Below are 17,238 nucleotides of genomic sequence, written 5' to 3'. Positions count from 1 at the left end.
ATGATTCAAGGACGTGTCTGACCGTTTCCGCGCACCAGCCATTTATACGTCGTAAGCCCTTCGAGCGCGACCGGGCCGCGCGCGTGGAGGCGGCCGGTGGCGATGCCGATTTCGGCGCCGAGGCCGAATTCGCCACCGTCGGCAAATTGGGTCGAAGCATTGTGCATGACGATCGCGCTGTCGACGCCAGCCAGGAAACGCTCGGCGGTCGCGGCATCCTCGGTCACGATCGCGTCGGTGTGGCGGCTCGAATGCGCGTCGATGTGCGCGAGCGCCCCATCGAGGCCGTCGACCATCGCGATCGAGACGATTGCGTCGAGATATTCGCTGTCCCAGTCGTTCGCCGCGGCGGGTTCGACATGCGGGCTGAACGCCGCTATATCCTTGTCACCGCGCACTTCGCAGCCCGCGGCGATCAGCGCGTCGATAATGGCGAGCGGCGCGCCATAGGTCCGGTCGATCAGGATCGTCTCGGTCGCGCCGCAAATGCCGGTGCGGCGCATCTTGGCGTTGACCGCAAGTTCGACCGCCTTCGCCGGATCGGCGGCGCCGTCGATATAGAGATGGTTGATCCCGTCGAGATGCGCGAGCACGGGCACGCGCGCTTCGTCCTGCACGCGCGCGACCAGCCCCTTGCCGCCGCGCGGAATGATGATGTCGATCAGCCCCTGCGCGCGCAGCATCGCGCCGACGGCGGCGCGGTCCTGCGTCGGGACCAGTTGCACGGCATCGGCGGGCAAACCCGCATCGACGAGACCCGCGGCAAAGGCCGCGTGGATTGCGCGGTTCGACTGCGCCGCCTCGCTGCCGCCGCGCAGGATCACCGCATTGCCCGACATCAGCCCGAGCGCCGCGGCGTCGGCGGTGACATTGGGGCGGCTTTCATAGACGATGCCAACGACGCCCAAGGGCACGCGCACGCGGCTCAGTTCCAATCCGTTGGGGCGCGTCGTGCGGTCGATCTCGCGCCCGACGGGGTCGGGCAGCGCCGCAACCGCCTCGATCGCATCGGCGATTGCCGCCAGTCGTCCTTCGTCAAGGCGCAGCCGGTCGAGCATTGCGCCCGACAGGCCGTTCGTCCGTCCAGCGGCCATGTCCTCGGCGTTGGCCGCCAGTATTTCCGCCGACTGCGCCCGGATCGCGGCCGCGGCGGCCATCAGCGCCGCTGCCTTTTCGGCGGTCGGCGTCTGCGCGAGCCGTTTCGCGGCAGCGCGCGCGCGCGCGCCCATGTCGGCGATCAGCGCGGCGGCATCGCCGGGCAGCGGGGAAGGGGCGGTGAGCGTTGTCATGGTCATGGCGACTGCCTCTATCATGTTTCGCCGACTTGCCGAAAGTCCCGTTGCGCGGTGCGGTTTGCACCTTTAGTCAAAGGCGTATGAGCGGGGATATCGAGGGTATCGGGGCGGCGGTGACCGCCGGACTGGCAGCGCGTGCGGTCGAACCGGCGCATGGCAGGGCATCGCATGGGCATACGCCGCGCTGCCTCAATTGCGGCACCAGCCTTGCCGGGTCGCATTGCCACCATTGCGGACAGCGCGCCGACGTCCACCGCAGCTTTGGCGCGATCGGGCACGACCTGGTCCACGCCATCTTCCATTTCGAGGGCAAGATATGGAACACGCTTCCGCTGCTCGCATGGCGGCCGGGCGATCTGACGCGCCGCTATATCCATGGCGAGCGCGCGCGTTTCATCTCTCCGCTCGCGCTGTTCCTCTTCGCTGTGTTTCTGACCTATGCCATACTCGCGATGATCGGCAGCGGGGGTGGATTCGGCACTGCGCTGAGCAAGGCCGCCGACGAGCAGACGCGCATCACCGCGATCAAGGACAGCATCCAGATGGAGGTCGATCGCATCGACGGCGAACTCGCGAAAGCGGGCCTTGCCGAAGAGCGGCGCCGCGCGCTCGAAGCCGAGCGCGATGTCCTCCAGCAAAGCGCCACCTATCTTGGCGTCGCACGCGCGCGCAGCCAAAGCGAGCGCGTGGCCGATCGCGCCGCCGGGCCCCCGGTGCTGGACGATCCACGCGACCAGGTGGCGACAAGCGCCGATTTCATCTCGCGCAACAGGATCGATACGGGCGTTCCCTTCATCGACAACGGCCTCAAAAAGGCGTTCGCGAACCCCGCGCTGGTGTTCTACAAGCTTCAGGCAAATGCCTATAAGTTCGCCTGGGCGCTGATCCCGCTGTCGCTGCCCTTCATGTGGCTGCTCTTTCCCTTCAGCCGGCGCTTTCATGCATATGATCATTTCGTTTTCGTCACTTATTCCATCTCGTTCATGCTGCTGCTGTTCGTCGTCGTGCGGCTTTTGAACCTGACGATCCTTGGCGAGGTCGCGACCTTTCTCGCGATGCTCTATGTGCCGTTCCACATGTATCGCCAGCTGCGCGGCGCCTATCGCTCGTCGCGCTTCGGCGCCTTTGTGCGTGCCAGTCTGCTGCTCTTTTTCAGCCTGTTCACGGTGATCTGGTTCATGCTGTTGCTCCTCGCACTCGGCATCAGTGGGTAACAATGGCCGTAACAATCGGCTGGCACAGACGCGGCAGGGGCGATTCCCGGCGAGGAGGAGGATGATGGGATGCACGCAGCATGGGGTGAGATCGACCGGCGCCTGCTGATCCGGCTGGGGACGGCGGGACTCGCGGCGCTCGCGCTGCCCGGCGCCGCGCGCGCCGCGATGGCGCAGGGCTTTACCCACGGTGTCGCGAGCGGCGAGCCCAGCGCGCATTCGGTGCTGCTGTGGACGCGCTACGCCGCGGCGAACGATAGCGTGCTCACCGCCGAACTGTCCGAAAGCGCCGACTTCGCGCGCATCGCCGGGGGCGGCAGCGTGACTGCGGCCGCCGAGCGCGATCACACCGCGAAAATCGCCATCGACGGGCTCGAACCCGGCCGCTGGTATTATTATCGCTTCATCGCGCCCGACGGGAGCAAATCTGACACCGGGCGCACGCGCACGCTGCCCGCCGGGCCGACGAGAGCCTTCACGCTGGCGCTTTTTTCCTGCTCGAACCTGCCGTTCGGCTGGTTCAACGCCTATGCGCACGCCGCGGCGCGCCAGGACATCGACCTGGTCGTCCACGCGGGCGACTATCTCTATGAATATCCGGTCGGCGATTATCCGTCGGCGAAACAGGCGCTGCCCGGCCGCGAGATCCAGCCGACGCACGAGATGGTGAGCCTTGCCGACTATCGCCTCCGCTACGCCTCCTATCGCGCCGATCCCGACCTCCAGCGGCTTCATGCGCTCTTTCCGATGATCGCGCAGTGGGACGACCATGAACTGACCAATGATGCGTGGAAGGGCGGGGCCGAAAACCATAATGAGGGCGAAGGCGAATGGGTCGCGCGGGCGGCGGTCGCCGAGCGCGTCTATCGCGAATGGATGCCCGTCGCCGACACGCGGTGGCGCGACTATCAGGTCGGCGACCTTGCGACCATCTTCCTTCCTGAAACGCGCGTCAACGGCCGCGACCGCCAGTTCGAGCTCGGCGAGATCATCGCCGGAGGCGGCGACCCGGCGGCGCGGCTCAAGACCTTTGCCGAAACCGACTATCGCGATCCCGCGCGCCAGATGCTTGGCGCCGAACAGGAAAACTGGCTGTTCGGCGGTTTTGCGCGATCCACCGCGGCGGGAACGCGCTGGCAGGTTTGCGCACAACAGGTGATGATGGGCAGCCTCTTCTCGCCGCCCGAAACGCGCGACTGGTTTGCGGGTGATCAGCCCGACTATGTCCGCCGCCGCGTCGAAATGGGCCAGCTCGCGGCAAAGGCGGGGCTGCCGCTCAACCTCGACGCCTGGGACGGCTATCCCGCCGCGCGTTCGCGCCTGCTCGCCGCCGCGCAGCGCGCCGATGCTGACCTCGTCACATTGACCGGCGACACGCACAACGCCTGGGCTTTCGACCTTGATGAGGATGGCCACCCTGCGGGCATCGAGATCGCGGGTCAAAGCGTGACCTCGCCGGGTTTCGAGGCCTATATCCCCGGCATCAGCGACGAGGTGCGCGTTGCCGCGCTCCGCCGTTCGTCGCCCCGGCTCAGATGGGCGAATACCCAGGATCGCGGCTATGTGACGGTGCAACTGACGCGCGAGCGCGTGATCGCGAACTGGCACAATATCGCGACGATCCGCACGCATAGCCCGGCGCTGAAGGCAACGCACAGCATGACGGCGGTGCGCGGGCGGCGGAGGTTCGACGCCGCCTAGCTATAGGGTGGCGTTTCCTCGAACTCGGCGAACCAGGGATAATCGTTGGCGACGCTCGCCGTAAAGCGGGGCGGGCGCTTTTCGAGGAAGCTGGTGACGCCCTCGGCGGCGTCGGGGCTGCGGCCGCGGGCAAAGATTGCCCGGCTGTCCCAGCGGTGCGCGCTCATCGGGTGCGGTGCGCCGAGCATCCGCCACAGCATGTGGCGCGTCAGCGCGACCGACACCGGCGCGCTATGTTCGGTCAGCTCGCGCGCCTTGGCGATCGCGGCGTCGACCAGTTCACCGGGCGCGTGGACCGACTGGACAAGGCCCTTTTCATGCGCTTCGTCGGCAGGGATCAGCCGACCCGAAAAACACCAGTCGACCGCGGTCTGGATGCCGACGAGGCGCGGCAGGAACCAGCTCGACGCCGCTTCGGGAACGATGCCGCGTCGCGCAAAGACAAAGCCATAGCGCGCGGTGTCGCTCGCGAGGCGTGCGTCCATCGACAGCGTCATCGTCGCGCCGATGCCGACCGCGGCGCCGTTGATCGCGCCCAGCACGGGCTTCTTGCAGTCGAAGATGCGCATCGACACGCGCCCGCCGGAATCGCGGATCAGCGGGTGCGACCAGTCGATCGTGCCGTCGGCGGCGACGGGGCTTGCCGCCGTGCCGTCGGGCAACACCGCCCGTTTGTCGGTGCGCTTGTCATAATCGAAGGTCGCCGCGCCCTGGCCCAGATCGGCACCGGCGCAATAGGCCTTATCGCCCGACCCGGTGAAGATCACCGCGCGCACCGCGTCGTCGGCGTCGCATTCGTCGAGCGCGGCGACGATCTCCAGCATCATTTCGGTGGTAAAGGCGTTCATCCGGTCGGGGCGGTGCAAGGTCAGCAGCGCGATGCCCTCGTGGCGGTCGAGGCGAATCTGGTCAAAGCTCATGTCTCTCTCCCTTGGGTTTGGGCCATCGTTGCAAGCGATGCCGACGATGGCAAGCTGTTTACGTAAACGTAAACCCACCGTCGTTTTTGCGGGGGGCGACGTGACTGATGACGCGCCGCACCTTTGCCGCTATAGGCGCCCCGACCGCCCCGGCGCCGCGTCTCCCCCGTGAGTCGTCACCGCCGGGGCCATTCATTTGGTTCCGACAGAAAGTTGACCGCCATGGCCCGTCGCCGCCAGATCTACGAAGGCAAAGCCAAGATCCTGTATGAAGGCCCCGAACCGGGCACGCTGATCCAGTATTTCAAGGACGACGCCACCGCGTTCAACGCGCAGAAGCGCGGGACGATCAACGGCAAGGGCGTGCTGAACAACCGGATTTCGGAGCATGTCTTTACCCTGCTCGGCAACATCGGCGTGCCGACGCACTTCATCCGCCGCCTGAACATGCGCGAACAGCTGATCCGCCAGGTCGAGATCGTGCCGATCGAGGTGATCGTGCGCAATGTCGCGGCCGGCACGCTGTCCAAGCGGCTGGGGATAGAGGAAGGGACGCAGCTTCCGCGCACCCTCATCGAATATTGCTACAAGGACGATGCGCTCGGCGATCCGCTCGTCGCCGAAGAGCATATCGCCTGCTTCAACTGGTGCAGCCAGGACGAACTGCACGACATTCAGGACATGGCGATCCGCATCAACGATTTCATGTCGGGCATGTTCGCCGCGGTCGGCATCCGCCTGATCGACTTCAAGCTTGAGTTCGGGCGGCTTTATGACGGCGACTTCAGCCGCATCATCCTCGCCGACGAGATCAGCCCCGACGGTTGCCGCCTGTGGGACATGTCGACGAACGAAAAGCTCGACAAGGATCGTTTCCGCCGCGACCTCGGCGGCGAGGTCGAAGCCTATCAGGAAGTCGCGCGCCGCCTTGGCCTGCTGCCCGAAGGCGGCGACAATGCCGTGCTCGACCTCGAAAGCCACCGCAAGAAAAAGGGCTGAACCGCCTCCCTTCGGTCAGCAAACACGTCGTATCCGCGCCTTCGCCGGGGCGCATGGCCTTTTTCCTTCGGACCCGTGCTCGGGCAATCCATGTCGCTCGTCGAAAAGCGTCCGCCTGCTCCCTGCCATGCCTTGACGGGCAGGGAAAGTCGGCCAGAACGACCGAATGACCAGCCCGATCCTCCGGCGCGCCGCCACCGCGCTGTCGCCCTTCGCCCTTCTTGCCGTCTGCTCGGCACCGCTGCTTGCCAAAGAAGCGGATAAGCCCGCGGCCGCCGCCGCGATCAATCCGCAAAGCGACGCCGCAAGGGCCTGGAACTTCGCCGCCAGCGACGTGCCGGTCGATCGCGAAACGATATTCGGCGTGCTCCCCAACGGCATGAAATATGCGCTGCTGAAGAACGGTACGCCCCGGAACAGCGTCGTCATCCGGATGCGCTTTGACGTCGGCAGCTTTGCCGAGGCCGACGACCAGCGCGGGCTGGCCCATTTCCTCGAACATATGGCGTTCAACGGCTCGACCAATGTGCCCGAGGGCGAGATGATCAAGCTGCTCGAGCGCAAGGGGCTGGCGTTCGGGGCCGACACCAACGCCTCGACGGGATTCGACGAGACGATCTACAAGCTCGACCTGCCGGGCGCTTCGGACGATTTGATCGACACCGGGCTGATGCTGATGCGCGAAACAGCGAGCGAGCTGACGATCGATCCCGCCGCGGTCGACCGCGAACGCGGCATCATCCTTTCCGAACGGCGCGCGCGCGACACCTATCAGCTCCGCAACCTCGTCGACCAGCTTGCTTTCCAGATGCCGGAGATGACGGTTGCGGATCGCCTGCCCATCGGCACCGAAGAGGTGATCCGCACGGCGCCTGCATCGCGCCTGCGCGACCTTTACGAACGCTATTACCGCCCTGAGCGCGCGACATTGGTGATGGTCGGCGATTTCGACCCGGCGGCGGTCGAGGCGAAGATCAGGGCACGCTTTGCCGACTGGACGGGCAAGGGCGCGGCAGGCGCCGATCCCGACATCGGGACAATAGATTATGCGCGCCCCGTCGCCGCCGACGATTTCGTCGATCCCGCGATCCAGGATTCGGTGACGATCGCCGCCTTCCGGCCCTGGATCGACGAGCCCGATTCCCGGGCAAAGCGTGCACGGCAGCTTGCCGAACATATCGGCGAGGCGATCGTCAGCCGCCGCCTCGCCAGGATCGCGCTGCGCGAAGACTCGCCGATCCTCGGCGGTGCGCTGTCGGACGCGAACGGATGGAAGGTGTTCGATCAGGTGACGATCAGCGCGGCCGCAAAGGAAGGTGCGTGGCGGGAAGCGCTTGCCCTCGTCGAGCAGGAGCGCCGGCGCGCAATCGAACATGGCTTTACCGCGGCCGAGGTCGCCGAACAGCTCGCCAATCAGCGCACCGCGCTGCTGAATGCGGTCGCCGGTGCCGCGACGCGGCGCAGCGACGCGCTGGCCGACGCGCTGGTCGTCGCGGCGAAGGGCGAGGCGGTCTTCACCCACCCCGAAACGCGCCTGGCGCTGTTCGAGGCGGTGGCGCCCTCGCTCGATGCCGCCGCCGTCACCGCCGCGTTCCGCAAACGGATGGCGGGGCTGAGCGCACCGCTCGTCCGCGTGACCGCGAAGGCACCGATCGCGGGCGGTGCCGACGCGATCCTCGCCAGCCTGCAATCCTCGATGCAGGTCGCGGTTGCGCCGCCCGCCGAGGTTGCGAGCACCGCCTTTGCCTATGATGATTTCGGCGCGCCGGGCGCGATCGTCGCCGACGACCGGATCGAGGATCTGGGCATCCGCCGCGTCCGCTTTGCCAATAATGTGATGCTGAACATCAAGACGACCGATTTCCAGAAGGATCGCGTGCTGCTGTCGCTGCGCGTCGATGGCGGGACACTGCTCGCGACGCGCGACGATCCGACGCGCGTGGCGCTTGCCAATTCGTTCATGCTGGGCGGGCTGGAAGCGCATAGCGTCGACGACCTGCGCTCGGTGCTCGCGGGGCGGACGGTCAGCCCTGCCTTCGGTGCCGCGATCGACGCCTTTGGCGGCACGGCAACGACCTCGCCCAGGGACTTCATGCTCCAGGCGCAGCTGCTCGCCGCATATCTCACGCATCCCGGCTATCGCCCCGACGGCCTCGCGCTGATCCGCCGCGTGCTGCCGCAGCAATATGCCGCGAACGACGCGACCCCGGCGGCGGTGATCGCGCGCGATGCGGGCGGCATCCTTGCCAACGACGATCCGCGCGCGCAGACCCCGCCGCTCGAAAAACTGATGGCGCTCGACTGGGCGCAGCTGAAACCCGTGATCGCCGACAGCCTGGCGCATGGGGCAATCGAGATCGGCGTCGTCGGCGACATAAGCGAGCAGGCGGCGATCGACGCCATCGCGGCGACCTTTGGCGCGTTGCCGCCGCGCCGCGCCGCCTTCGACCCACGCACCGACGCGCGCATCCGCGACTATGCCGCCGACCGCAGCGAGCGCACGCTGATCCACAAGGGGGCCGCCGAACAGGCGGAACTGCGCGTCTATTGGCCCACGCGCGACGACAGCGATCTGGCCGAAGCGATGCGGCTAAACCTGCTGGCGCGCGTGATGCAGCTGAGGCTGACCGAGGAATTGCGCGAGCGGCTCGGCGAAAGCTACAGCCCCGGTGCCGCCGCCAGCCTGTCGGATGAGTTTCCAGGCTATGGCCATCTCTTTGCCGCGAGCAATGTCGATTACAAGGATCTGGCGACGACGCGCGCGGCGATCTTTGCCATCGCCAGGGAATTGCGCGCCGCGCCCGTCGACGCCGATCTTCTCGACCGTGCGCGGCGACCGCTGGTCGAGGCGATGACCAAAGCGCGGCGCGAAAACGGCTATTGGCTGAACTATGTCGCCGAAGCGACGAGCCGCGCCGACCGCCTCGACCGCAGCCGCAAGGGCATCGCCGCGGTCGAGGCGGCGACGCCCGCCGAGTTGCAGGCGCTGGCCCAGCGCTATCTGACCGACGACAAGGCGCTGGTGATCAAGGCGGTGAGCGACAAGGCAGAGCAGTAGGCGAGGGTCGGTTTTCGGTCGAAAGGCGACGTTACCCTTCCCGGCCCGTTCGTATCGAGCGAAGCAGCGCTGCCCCTGGGGCCGGGTCTGACACCGATGGGTGTCCCGACCTCGCGCGACATGAAGGGAATATGGGAGCGTCGGCTTCCCACCCCAACAAACGCGGCCTAAACCCGCCCCGGTGCCTGCGCGCGGAGGAAGTTCTCCAACGCCGTGAACAGCATTTCGCGTGCGTCGCTGCCCAGCATTTCGGCGGTTCGCCAGTCGAAATCGACGCGGTCGCCGCGCGATGCCGCGCCGACGATTGCCGCGAGCAGCGCCTCGTCGAAGCTGAGCCGCGGGCAGCAGGGCGGCGCCACCGCAAAGGGGTCGGGCCAGACATGGGCGATTGCCTCGACCACCAGGCGAAAGCGGCGTGCCGCCAGAATATTGCCCCAGCGCCGCTCAAGCTCGGGCATCGGGTCGCGGCCGCTGCGGCGGCAGAGGATCGAATAACGCAGGGCCAGCACCGCCTGCGCGGCCTCCGCCGACAGGCCGCGCACGAGCGGCTGTTCGGTAAGCTGGCGGATCAATATGCGGCTTTGCATGGCATCCTCTCTCCCGGCCCGGTGCAATCCGCCGGTCCGCTGCATCGCAGCGGAAAAAGATGCCGGCCGCCTTGTCGCAGCTTGAAGATGCAGCGGCCGGCAGGAGGGGACTGCCTGACTATGCTATTGCGACTTAATCGCAATTACAAGCAAAAAAGGAGGCGCCTGAAAACACCCATGAAAACCATCAATACCGTATCCGCTTCGGGGGAGGGCCAGCGAGACCTGGCGCGCCTCTTTCCGGGCCTTTAGCCGAACGGGGTGGGGGCCATCGGCCCTGCGCCAGACGGCCGACACCCATCCGCTGCGCCCCCGATCAAGTCCGCGGCTCGTCGCCCTCCGCTGAAAGGGAGGGCGAAGATCGCGTCAATCGTCGCCGGCCGGCTTCGACTGGAGCTGGATATAATTTTCGATGCCCATGCGCTCGATCATCTCGAACTGCTTTTCCAGTTCGTCGACATGATGCTCCTCGCTTTCGAGGATGGCGGCGAACAGATCGCGGCTCACATAGTCACGCACGCCTTCCGAATGGGCGATCGCATCCTTGAGCAGCGGGATCGCCTCTTCCTCGAGCGCGAGGTCGGCCTTCAGTATTTCCTCGACCGTCTCGCCGACGCGCAGGCGGCCAAGCAGCTGGAAATTGGGAAGCCCGCCCAGAAAGAGGATGCGGTCGGCGAGCTTGTCGGCGTGCTTCATCTCGTCGATCGACTCTTCGCGCTCGAAATGCGCCAGCCGCGCGACGCCCCAATTGTCGAGCATCCGGTAATGCAGCCAATATTGGTTGATCGCGGTCAGCTCGTTCTTGAGCGCTTCGTTGAGGAAGTCGATGACCTTTTCGTCGCCCTTCATGGTGTCAGTCCTGTCATTTTCTGCTGTGTGGCAATGGCGGCATTATACCGCCCCGGACCCTGCCAGGCCAAGGGTGAAAATGGCAGAAATCTGGGAAAAATCAGGCGGCTGCGGTCGCGTCGCTGATGATATTGCGAGCGAATGACAGGCACTGGCCGCACTTGGGTTTGCGACCCAATTGCGCATAGGCCGCCTTGGCGCACCGCAATCCGCCATTCCGCGCGACGTCGCGCAGCTGGCTTTCCCTTATTGCGTTGCAGACACAGACGACCATGTGCGAATCCTTCTCAACAACCCTGATTTAGGGATAGTGCGACAGATTCGCAACAAGAAAGATGCGAGTGGTTCGCAGTCCGGATAAGCATATTTTCGCCGACACCGCCCTTGCCCGAAAAGCGATTCGCGGGCATAGGCGCGCGCATCCTTACCCCCTCCCACGCGCAAAGGTCCGCTCCCATGAAAGTGAATGTCTATGTGACGCTCAAGCCGGGGGTGCTCGATCCGCAGGGCAAGGCGATCCATCATGCGCTCGAGGGGCTGGGCTTTACGGGCGTCGCCGACGTCCGCGCGGGCCGCTTCATCGAACTCGACGTTGCCGACGGCACGAGCGATGCCGACCTTGACGCGATGTGCGCCAGGCTGCTTGCGAACACGGTGATCGAAAACTACCGCATCGAACGTGCCTGATCCGCGCCAGGGAGCTGCCTCATGAAGACCGCCGTCATCGTCTTTCCCGGCTCCAACTGTGACCGCGACATGGCGGTCGCGCTTGAAACGATCACGGGCAAGGCCCCCGCGATGGTCTGGCATCGCGAGAGCGAGCTGCCCGCCGGCACCGATTTCATCGCGTTGCCCGGCGGCTTTTCCTATGGCGACTACCTGCGCTCGGGCGCGATGGCGGCGCGCTCGCCGATCCTGCGCGCGGTCGCCGCGGCTGCGGGCCGCGGCGTGCCGGTGCTCGGCGTCTGCAACGGCTTTCAGGTGCTGACCGAAGCGGGGCTGCTCCCCGGCGCGCTGATGCGCAACGCGGGCCTCAACTTCGTCTGTCGCACGGTGCCGCTCAAGGTCGAGAACAGCCAGTCGCTGTTCACCGCCAGCTACAGTTCGGATGAGGAAATCCGCATTCCGGTTGCGCACCATGACGGCAATTATTTCGCCGACGAAGACACGCTCGACCGAATCGAGGGCGAAGGCCGCGTCGCCTTTCGCTATCTGGACAGCGTCAACGGGTCGGCGCGCGACATTGCGGGCGTGCTGAGCGATGCGGGCAATGTGCTCGGCATGATGCCGCACCCCGAACGCGCGATCGACCGCGCGCACGGCGGCACCGACGGGCTACGCCTGTTCGAGGCGGCGCTGGGCGCCCTGGCCTGACGCCGCATCGGGTCGCGGCAGCCAGCGCCCGACGAGCGCCAGCACCGTCGGCCAGAACATCGTGTTCCAGATGTCGTGCCAGTGCGCGTCGTCGGGCTGGACCTTGGCCGTGCCATGTTCGACGACCAGGTCGAGAAGCTCGCCGCCGCACGCCATCGCCAGCGCCGCAAGCCACGCGGCGATCCAGCCGCCGCGGCCGCGCCACGCAAGACGCACGAGCAGAAACAGCGCCAGCCCGAAATAGATGTGCAGCGCATCCTTGCTGAGATCGGTCGTGGCCACGATCCACGTCTTTCGCTCGACGAACAATGCGGCAATCTCGATCAGCGTCATGCGGGGTCAGACCTTGGCGGCAAAAGGGGTAAAATCGGTGCCTTCGTCGAACAGGTCGACACCTTCGCGCCGCTTTAACGCGCCAACCACGACATAGGTGACCGGCGTCAACGCCGCTTCCCACAAAGTCTTGATCAACCATTGCGACAGCACGACCTGATAAAGCTGTTCGGGCGGCCAGCCGGCAAGGCCGTAAAAGGCGAGCGGATAGAAAATCAGGCTGTCAAGACCCTGACCCACCACGGTCGAACCAATGGTGCGCATCCACAGGAAGCGTCCGCGGGTCCACAGCTTCATTCGCGCCAGGACATAGGCGTTGGCGAATTCGCCGACCCAGAAGGCGGTCATCGAGGCGAGCACGATACGCCAGCTGTTGCCGAACACGAACTCATAGGCTTCCTGGCCCGGCCAGCCGTCGGCGGGCGGCAGCGACACGACCGCCCACGCCATGAACGCCATGAACGCCAGCGCGGCAAAGCCCGTCCAGATCACCCGCCGCGCGCGGGCATAGCCATAGACTTCGGTCAGCACGTCGCCGATGATGTAGCTGATCGGAAAGAAGAGCACCCCGGCGCCGAATGCCCATTCGCTGCCGTCTGGCAGCACGACATAGCTTGGTTTCGAGGCGCCGATGATGTTCGACAACAGCAGGATGGCGACAAAGGCCGCCATCAACAGGTCGTAATAGCGGAAATGGCGGACGCTCGCGGCGTTCGCATGAACGGGCGGGGGCGGGCGGAAGGGCGTGTCGTTCATCGACGCGCTGCTTAACCTGCTTTGCAGTCCGCGCAAACCACGCTATTCGCGCAGCCGTCAACACCCGGCTCTGCGCGCCCGTAGCTCAGCTGGATAGAGCACCCGCCTTCTAAGCGGGTGGCCGCAGGTTCGAATCCTGCCGGGCGCGCCAGCTTCGGCTTCGCGTGAGGCGACGACTTTCTTCGACCGCGTGATGCAGCCAGCTTGGCGTCGCCGAACCTGAGGATTGGCGTGCAAACCTCGTCAGTGCATCATTGATAATGATTTGCAGTATTAATATATTCGTTCCAGATCGGGCGAGCGATTCGCTGTGGTTTCCGGTTTCAGCAGCGCAAGCAATTCTGCTTGGACCTGGCGCCGCGATTCCGCTCTGGGAAAGCCCGGATGCCGGCGCGTGGTTTGATGTCGCGCAGTCGGCGCGAAAACCGTCAAGAAAGCCAAGATGATGAGTGACCGTATTGCTGCCGCCGCCAAGCTGGCCCCCTCCGCCTCGCTGACTGTCGAGCAGGTGCGCGCGGTGCGGCACTGGAACGCGCATCTGTTCAGTTTCACGATCACGCGCCCGCCGAGCTTTCGCTTCCGGTCGGGCGAGTTTGTGATGATCGGCCTGCCGGGCGAGGGGCGGCCGCTGCTGCGCGCCTATTCGATCGCCAGCCCCGCCTATGCCGACGAGCTGGAGTTTCTGTCCATCAAGGTGCCTGACGGGCCGCTGACGTCGCGGCTTCAGAAAATCCAGCCGGGCGATCCGGTCTATCTTGGCCGAAAGCCGACGGGAACGCTTGTTGCCGACGCGCTGCTTCCCGGTCAGCGGCTGTTCCTGTTGTCGACGGGAACGGGGCTGGCGCCCTTTCTGAGCCTGGTGCGCGATCCCGACATTTACGAGCGATTCAGCCAGATCCAGCTCGTCCATTGCGTGCGGCAGGTGAGCGATCTGGCCTTTCGCGACGCGCTGGAAAGCCAGCTTGCGGGAGATCCGCTGGTTCAGGATCAGGCGCTGCTGCAATTCCATTACCTGCCGACGGTGACGCGCGAGCCGTTCCGCACCACGGGGCGCATCGACGCGCTGATCGATGGCGGGCGGCTGTTCGGCCATCCGCTGACCGGCCCCGCGCATTTCGACCCTGCGACCGACCGCGTGATGATGTGCGGCAGCATGGCGATGATCCGCGACCTCCAGGCCCGGTTCGAGGCGCTGGGGTTCAAGGAAGGGTCGAACGCCGCGCCGGGCGATTTCGTCATCGAACGGGCGTTCGTCGGATAAAACCGCCCACGCCTGGCCCCCTTGCGTCGGGCGCGGCTTTCGCGCAATCCGGCGTCGGGAGAGGAGCGGGCGTGACAAGGATTGACGACAATCCGCCGGGGCTGGCGGCGCGCGCGGTGCGCCGCCTGTTGCTGATGCTCTATCGCGCGCGCGGGTGGAAAGCGGTGGGCGTGGTGCCCGAGCCGCGGCGCTTCATCATTATCGCGGCGCCGCACACGAGCAATTGGGATTTCGTCAACTTTCTGGGGCTGACCGCCGACCTCAAGGTCCGGCCCTTTTTCATGGCGAAGCTGTCGTTGTTCCGCTGGCCGATCGGCGGGTTCATTCGCCAGATGGGCGGGGTGCCCGTCGACCGGCGCGGCGGCGGCGATGTCGTCGCGCAGATGATCGCCGAGTTCGCGCGGCGGGAGGAGTTCATGCTGACCGTCGCGCCCGAAGGCACACGCGGCAAAACGGCAAGATGGCGCACCGGATTTTATCAGATAGCGCTGGGCGCCAAGGTGCCGCTGGTCGTCGGGTTGATGGATTATGGCACCAAGACCGGCGGGCTGGGGCCGCTGATCTGGCCGACGGGCGATTTTCGCGCCGACATGCAAAAGCTGTTCGACATCTATAAAAGCTGTATCCCGAAATATCCCGAGCGCGCGGTGCGTTCGATCGACGATATTGTCGGGACGGCCGCAGACGGAGAGAAGCCGGTATGACCGAGATAGCGGGGCTTTTGGCGGTCAATTTCGCGGGGCTGCTGGCGGTGATCCTGCTGCTCTGGTCCTTTGCCGTGACCATCCGCGACGTTTCGTTCATCGACGCCTTCTGGGCGTTCGGCATGGTGCTGCTGGCGTGGGGGAGCGCGGCGCAGGCGGGGATAGGGGGCGCGCATGCCGGGTTGCTGCTGGGGCTGACGTCGCTGTGGGGGCTGCGGCTCGCCATCCATCTGGCGTGGCGCTGGGTGCGCGAGGGCGAAGACCCGCGCTATGCCCGAATCCTGGCGAAAACGATGGAGGCGCGCGGATGGAGCTGGGCGCGGGCGTCACTGCTGACCGTGTTTCTGACGCAGGCTCCGCTGCTGTTCATCACCTGCCTGCCCGCACAGGTCGGCATCTGGGCCAGCGCGGGCGGCGGCGTCGGCATCCTAGGCTGGATCGGCGCGGCGGCGGCGCTGACGGGCATCGCGTTCGAGAGCATCGGCGACGCGCAGCTTCACGTCTTTCGCCGGAATCCGGCGAACAAGGGGCGGGTGCTCGACACGGGGCTGTGGCGCTATACGCGCCATCCCAATTATTTCGGCGACGCGCTGAGCTGGTGGGGCATCTGGATCGTCGTGCTCGACATCGGCTGGCAACCAGCCTTGGCAAGCCTGATCGGTCCGGTCTTTCTGACCTTCACGCTCACCAGATGGTCGGGCAAGGCGCTGCTCGAAAAAGGGCTGCACAAGACGCGGCCAGATTATGCAGCCTATGTCGAGCGCACGTCGGGGTTCGTGCCATGGCCGCCAAAGACGAAGGCCTAGGCGGCGCGGTCGCCGCCGACGACGCGGGGGTGCTGGGCGATGCGCCGCGCATCCGCGCGATCCTGACCGATGCGGCGCGCGCGGGGCGCAGCGTCAGCTATTCCGAACTGCTTGGCGATCTGGGGTTCCGCTTCACGCGGCCCAAGATGCGCGCGCTGTGCAAAACGCTGGCCGAGGTCGACCGGCTGTGTGCGTTCGACGGCCAACCCGACCTTGCGGTGCTGGTGGTGCGCGAGAGCGACCGGCTGCCGGGGCAGGGGTGGTGGACCGGCGGGACGGCGCTGCTGCTCGGTTACGACGGGCCATGGGAAGGCGCGGCGGCTGCGCGCTTCATTCGCACGCAGCAGCAGGCGGTGTTCGATTACTGGGCAAGGCGCTGAAACGGCGCAAAAAAGGGGCCGGAAAACCGGCCCCAGTCTGTCATTCCGGTAACCGAAAGGAAGTTTACCAGAAGAAATCATAGATCACGTCGACCACCTCGCCGGTGTAGGTATCGACAAGCAGCGCATCGTTATAATAGCGGATCCAGCGATAGCCCCCATAGGCGGGCGGCAGGCGATAGTAGCTGGGGTTGTTGATCCAGTAGCGCGGGCTGTAGAACAGCGAGCCAAGCGTGAAGCCGATGCTGAAGCGCGTGTAGCCATAGCCGCGATAGGGGTTGTAGTAGCGCGGCATCCGGTAATAGCTGCGATAGCGATCGCGATAGCTGCGCCAGTCGTAGCGGCGGTCGTGGCGCCAGTCGCGGTTCCAGCGATTGTGATCCCGGTCCCAGCGGTCGTGGCGCCCGTCGCGATAGCGGCGATCGGCATAGCCGTTGCCATTGCGGTCCCAACGGCGATCGACACGGTTGTCGTTATCGCGATCCCAGCGGCGATCGAGGTTTCCGTCACGGTTGCGATCCCAGCGGCGATCGACGCGTCCGTTGTCGTTGCGGTCCCAGCGACGGTCAACCTCGCCATTGCGATTGCGATCCCAGCGGCGATCAATGTGGCCGTCGCGATTGCGATCATAGGCGTTGCCGCGATTACGCTCGGCCTGACGCGCTTCGCGCTGCTGCTGCCAGTGCTGGCGCTGCTGGTCGCTTCGTCCCTGCCATTGCTGGCGCTGTTCGCCGTGGCGCTCGGCCCGCATTTCGCTGCGTGGCTGACGCTGCGGACGGGTTTCGCCATCGCGGTATCCGCCGCGGCGAACCTCTGGACCGCGCGGTCCGCGGTCGTCGCGGTCGCCGCGCTGCGCGATCTGGATACGTTCGCCCGATGCCTGCGCGGCGGCGGGCGCGATCGGGGTCAGCATCGTCGCAGCGATCAGCACCCCTCCTAACATCTTTCTCATCTCGCCATTCTCCAACTCATGTCCCGTTCGCTGGAGACGCCAGCCGGGA

The 17,238-nt window shown here is 65.8% G+C and carries 18 protein-coding genes and 1 tRNA gene; 11 read left to right on the top strand and 8 right to left on the bottom strand.

Annotated features, from left to right (window positions below):
- Positions 1-5: 5 nt before the first annotated feature.
- Positions 6-1,295 carry a glutamate-5-semialdehyde dehydrogenase gene (locus HUW43_RS09655; protein ID WP_188237200.1) on the bottom strand — a complete coding sequence of 430 codons (1,290 nt, stop codon included), beginning with the start codon at positions 1,293-1,295 and terminating at the stop codon, positions 6-8.
- A gap of 80 nt (positions 1,296-1,375) precedes the next feature.
- Between HUW43_RS09655 and HUW43_RS09650 the strand changes: the two genes are divergently transcribed.
- Both HUW43_RS09650 and HUW43_RS09645 read left to right on the top strand, forming a co-directional pair.
- Complete coding sequence (locus HUW43_RS09650) at positions 1,376-2,509, top strand: DUF3667 domain-containing protein (protein WP_188237199.1); 1,134 nt, start codon at positions 1,376-1,378, stop codon at positions 2,507-2,509.
- Between the two features lie 69 nt (positions 2,510-2,578).
- Positions 2,579-4,210: an alkaline phosphatase D family protein gene (locus HUW43_RS09645; RefSeq protein ID WP_188237198.1), complete on the top strand. Its 1,632-nt coding sequence runs from the start codon at positions 2,579-2,581 to the stop codon at positions 4,208-4,210.
- On the opposite strand, the gene HUW43_RS09640 is transcribed toward HUW43_RS09645, so the two are convergent.
- A complete protein-coding gene (locus HUW43_RS09640; protein WP_188237197.1) occupies positions 4,207-5,130 on the bottom strand; it encodes a crotonase/enoyl-CoA hydratase family protein in 924 nt (307 codons plus the stop codon). The two genes, HUW43_RS09645 and HUW43_RS09640, sit on opposite strands and share 4 nt — an antisense overlap.
- A gap of 222 nt (positions 5,131-5,352) precedes the next feature.
- Here HUW43_RS09640 and purC point away from each other — a divergent pair, with 222 nt between their 5' ends.
- Together purC and HUW43_RS09630 are read left to right on the top strand one after the other, a co-directional pair.
- Positions 5,353-6,129, top strand: coding sequence for a phosphoribosylaminoimidazolesuccinocarboxamide synthase (gene purC, locus HUW43_RS09635; protein WP_188237196.1), 777 nt, complete (start codon positions 5,353-5,355; stop codon positions 6,127-6,129).
- Between the two features lie 166 nt (positions 6,130-6,295).
- The gene (locus HUW43_RS09630) at positions 6,296-9,187 is read left to right on the top strand and encodes a M16 family metallopeptidase (RefSeq protein WP_188237195.1); all 2,892 of its coding nucleotides are present in this window, start codon (positions 6,296-6,298) and stop codon (positions 9,185-9,187) included.
- 167 nt (positions 9,188-9,354) lie between these two features.
- Here HUW43_RS09630 and HUW43_RS09625 read toward each other — a convergent pair whose 3' ends face one another.
- The 3 genes from HUW43_RS09625 to HUW43_RS09615 form a co-directional block, all read right to left on the bottom strand.
- Positions 9,355-9,774, bottom strand: coding sequence for an addiction module antidote protein (locus HUW43_RS09625; RefSeq protein WP_188237194.1), 420 nt, complete (start codon positions 9,772-9,774; stop codon positions 9,355-9,357).
- 366 nt (positions 9,775-10,140) lie between these two features.
- Positions 10,141-10,623: a bacterioferritin gene (gene bfr, locus HUW43_RS09620; protein WP_188237193.1), complete on the bottom strand. Its 483-nt coding sequence runs from the start codon at positions 10,621-10,623 to the stop codon at positions 10,141-10,143.
- Between the two features lie 100 nt (positions 10,624-10,723).
- Positions 10,724-10,897 carry a bacterioferritin-associated ferredoxin gene (locus HUW43_RS09615; RefSeq protein ID WP_120219178.1) on the bottom strand — a complete coding sequence of 58 codons (174 nt, stop codon included), beginning with the start codon at positions 10,895-10,897 and terminating at the stop codon, positions 10,724-10,726.
- Positions 10,898-11,079: 182 nt separating this feature from the next.
- Between HUW43_RS09615 and purS the strand changes: the two genes are divergently transcribed.
- The gene (purS, locus tag HUW43_RS09610; protein ID WP_188237192.1) at positions 11,080-11,310 is read left to right on the top strand and encodes a phosphoribosylformylglycinamidine synthase subunit PurS; all 231 of its coding nucleotides are present in this window, start codon (positions 11,080-11,082) and stop codon (positions 11,308-11,310) included.
- Between the two features lie 21 nt (positions 11,311-11,331).
- A complete protein-coding gene (gene purQ / locus HUW43_RS09605; protein ID WP_188237191.1) occupies positions 11,332-11,997 on the top strand; it encodes a phosphoribosylformylglycinamidine synthase subunit PurQ in 666 nt (221 codons plus the stop codon).
- Here purQ and HUW43_RS09600 read toward each other — a convergent pair.
- Both HUW43_RS09600 and HUW43_RS09595 read right to left on the bottom strand, forming a co-directional pair.
- Positions 11,959-12,330 (bottom strand): hypothetical protein, encoded by a 372-nt coding sequence (locus HUW43_RS09600; protein ID WP_188237190.1) that lies wholly within the window; start codon positions 12,328-12,330, stop codon positions 11,959-11,961. The genes purQ and HUW43_RS09600 overlap by 39 nt on opposite strands.
- A 6-nt stretch (positions 12,331-12,336) precedes the next feature.
- Positions 12,337-13,086 carry a queuosine precursor transporter gene (locus HUW43_RS09595; RefSeq protein WP_188237189.1) on the bottom strand — a complete coding sequence of 250 codons (750 nt, stop codon included), beginning with the start codon at positions 13,084-13,086 and terminating at the stop codon, positions 12,337-12,339.
- A 74-nt stretch (positions 13,087-13,160) separates the two neighbouring features.
- On the opposite strand from HUW43_RS09595, the gene HUW43_RS09590 reads away from it, so the two are divergent.
- The 5 genes from HUW43_RS09590 (at position 13,161) to HUW43_RS09570 (ending at position 16,237) form a co-directional block, all read left to right on the top strand.
- A tRNA-Arg gene (locus tag HUW43_RS09590) sits at positions 13,161-13,237 on the top strand.
- A gap of 294 nt (positions 13,238-13,531) precedes the next feature.
- The gene (locus HUW43_RS09585; protein WP_188237188.1) at positions 13,532-14,347 is read left to right on the top strand and encodes a ferredoxin--NADP reductase; all 816 of its coding nucleotides are present in this window, start codon (positions 13,532-13,534) and stop codon (positions 14,345-14,347) included.
- Positions 14,348-14,418: 71 nt separating this feature from the next.
- Positions 14,419-15,051, top strand: coding sequence for a lysophospholipid acyltransferase family protein (locus tag HUW43_RS09580; RefSeq protein WP_188237187.1), 633 nt, complete (start codon positions 14,419-14,421; stop codon positions 15,049-15,051).
- Positions 15,048-15,857 carry a DUF1295 domain-containing protein gene (locus HUW43_RS09575; protein WP_188237186.1) on the top strand — a complete coding sequence of 270 codons (810 nt, stop codon included), beginning with the start codon at positions 15,048-15,050 and terminating at the stop codon, positions 15,855-15,857. Before HUW43_RS09580 ends, HUW43_RS09575 begins: the two co-directional genes overlap by 4 nt.
- Entirely contained in the window at positions 15,833-16,237 is a 405-nt protein-coding gene (locus HUW43_RS09570) for a ribose-phosphate pyrophosphokinase (RefSeq protein ID WP_188237185.1), read from the top strand. Before HUW43_RS09575 ends, HUW43_RS09570 begins: the two co-directional genes overlap by 25 nt.
- A 64-nt stretch (positions 16,238-16,301) precedes the next feature.
- On the opposite strand, the gene HUW43_RS09565 is transcribed toward HUW43_RS09570, so the two are convergent.
- The gene (locus tag HUW43_RS09565) at positions 16,302-17,189 is read right to left on the bottom strand and encodes an RcnB family protein (protein WP_223181411.1); all 888 of its coding nucleotides are present in this window, start codon (positions 17,187-17,189) and stop codon (positions 16,302-16,304) included.
- Positions 17,190-17,238 lie beyond the last annotated feature (49 nt).

It is taken from the genome of Sphingopyxis sp. LK2115, assembly GCF_014595975.1.
Classification (GTDB): domain Bacteria; phylum Pseudomonadota; class Alphaproteobacteria; order Sphingomonadales; family Sphingomonadaceae; genus Sphingopyxis.
The sequence above is the reverse complement of the archived record's forward strand: the minus strand, read 5'-3'. Positions and strand labels throughout refer to the sequence as shown.

Coding starts and splice junctions, on each gene's coding strand:
- HUW43_RS09655 (WP_188237200.1), bottom strand. CDS start 1,295: ATGACCATGACAACGCTCACCGCCCCTTCCCCGCTGCCCGGCGATGCC.
- HUW43_RS09650 (WP_188237199.1), top strand. CDS start 1,376: ATGAGCGGGGATATCGAGGGTATCGGGGCGGCGGTGACCGCCGGACTG.
- HUW43_RS09645 (WP_188237198.1), top strand. CDS start 2,579: ATGCACGCAGCATGGGGTGAGATCGACCGGCGCCTGCTGATCCGGCTG.
- HUW43_RS09640 (WP_188237197.1), bottom strand. CDS start 5,130: ATGAGCTTTGACCAGATTCGCCTCGACCGCCACGAGGGCATCGCGCTG.
- purC (WP_188237196.1), top strand. CDS start 5,353: ATGGCCCGTCGCCGCCAGATCTACGAAGGCAAAGCCAAGATCCTGTAT.
- HUW43_RS09630 (WP_188237195.1), top strand. CDS start 6,296: ATGACCAGCCCGATCCTCCGGCGCGCCGCCACCGCGCTGTCGCCCTTC.
- HUW43_RS09625 (WP_188237194.1), bottom strand. CDS start 9,774: ATGCAAAGCCGCATATTGATCCGCCAGCTTACCGAACAGCCGCTCGTG.
- bfr (WP_188237193.1), bottom strand. CDS start 10,623: ATGAAGGGCGACGAAAAGGTCATCGACTTCCTCAACGAAGCGCTCAAG.
- HUW43_RS09615 (WP_120219178.1), bottom strand. CDS start 10,897: ATGGTCGTCTGTGTCTGCAACGCAATAAGGGAAAGCCAGCTGCGCGAC.
- purS (WP_188237192.1), top strand. CDS start 11,080: ATGAAAGTGAATGTCTATGTGACGCTCAAGCCGGGGGTGCTCGATCCG.
- purQ (WP_188237191.1), top strand. CDS start 11,332: ATGAAGACCGCCGTCATCGTCTTTCCCGGCTCCAACTGTGACCGCGAC.
- HUW43_RS09600 (WP_188237190.1), bottom strand. CDS start 12,330: ATGACGCTGATCGAGATTGCCGCATTGTTCGTCGAGCGAAAGACGTGG.
- HUW43_RS09595 (WP_188237189.1), bottom strand. CDS start 13,086: ATGAACGACACGCCCTTCCGCCCGCCCCCGCCCGTTCATGCGAACGCC.
- HUW43_RS09585 (WP_188237188.1), top strand. CDS start 13,532: ATGAGTGACCGTATTGCTGCCGCCGCCAAGCTGGCCCCCTCCGCCTCG.
- HUW43_RS09575 (WP_188237186.1), top strand. CDS start 15,048: ATGACCGAGATAGCGGGGCTTTTGGCGGTCAATTTCGCGGGGCTGCTG.
- HUW43_RS09570 (WP_188237185.1), top strand. CDS start 15,833: ATGGCCGCCAAAGACGAAGGCCTAGGCGGCGCGGTCGCCGCCGACGAC.
- HUW43_RS09565 (WP_223181411.1), bottom strand. CDS start 17,189: ATGAGAAAGATGTTAGGAGGGGTGCTGATCGCTGCGACGATGCTGACC.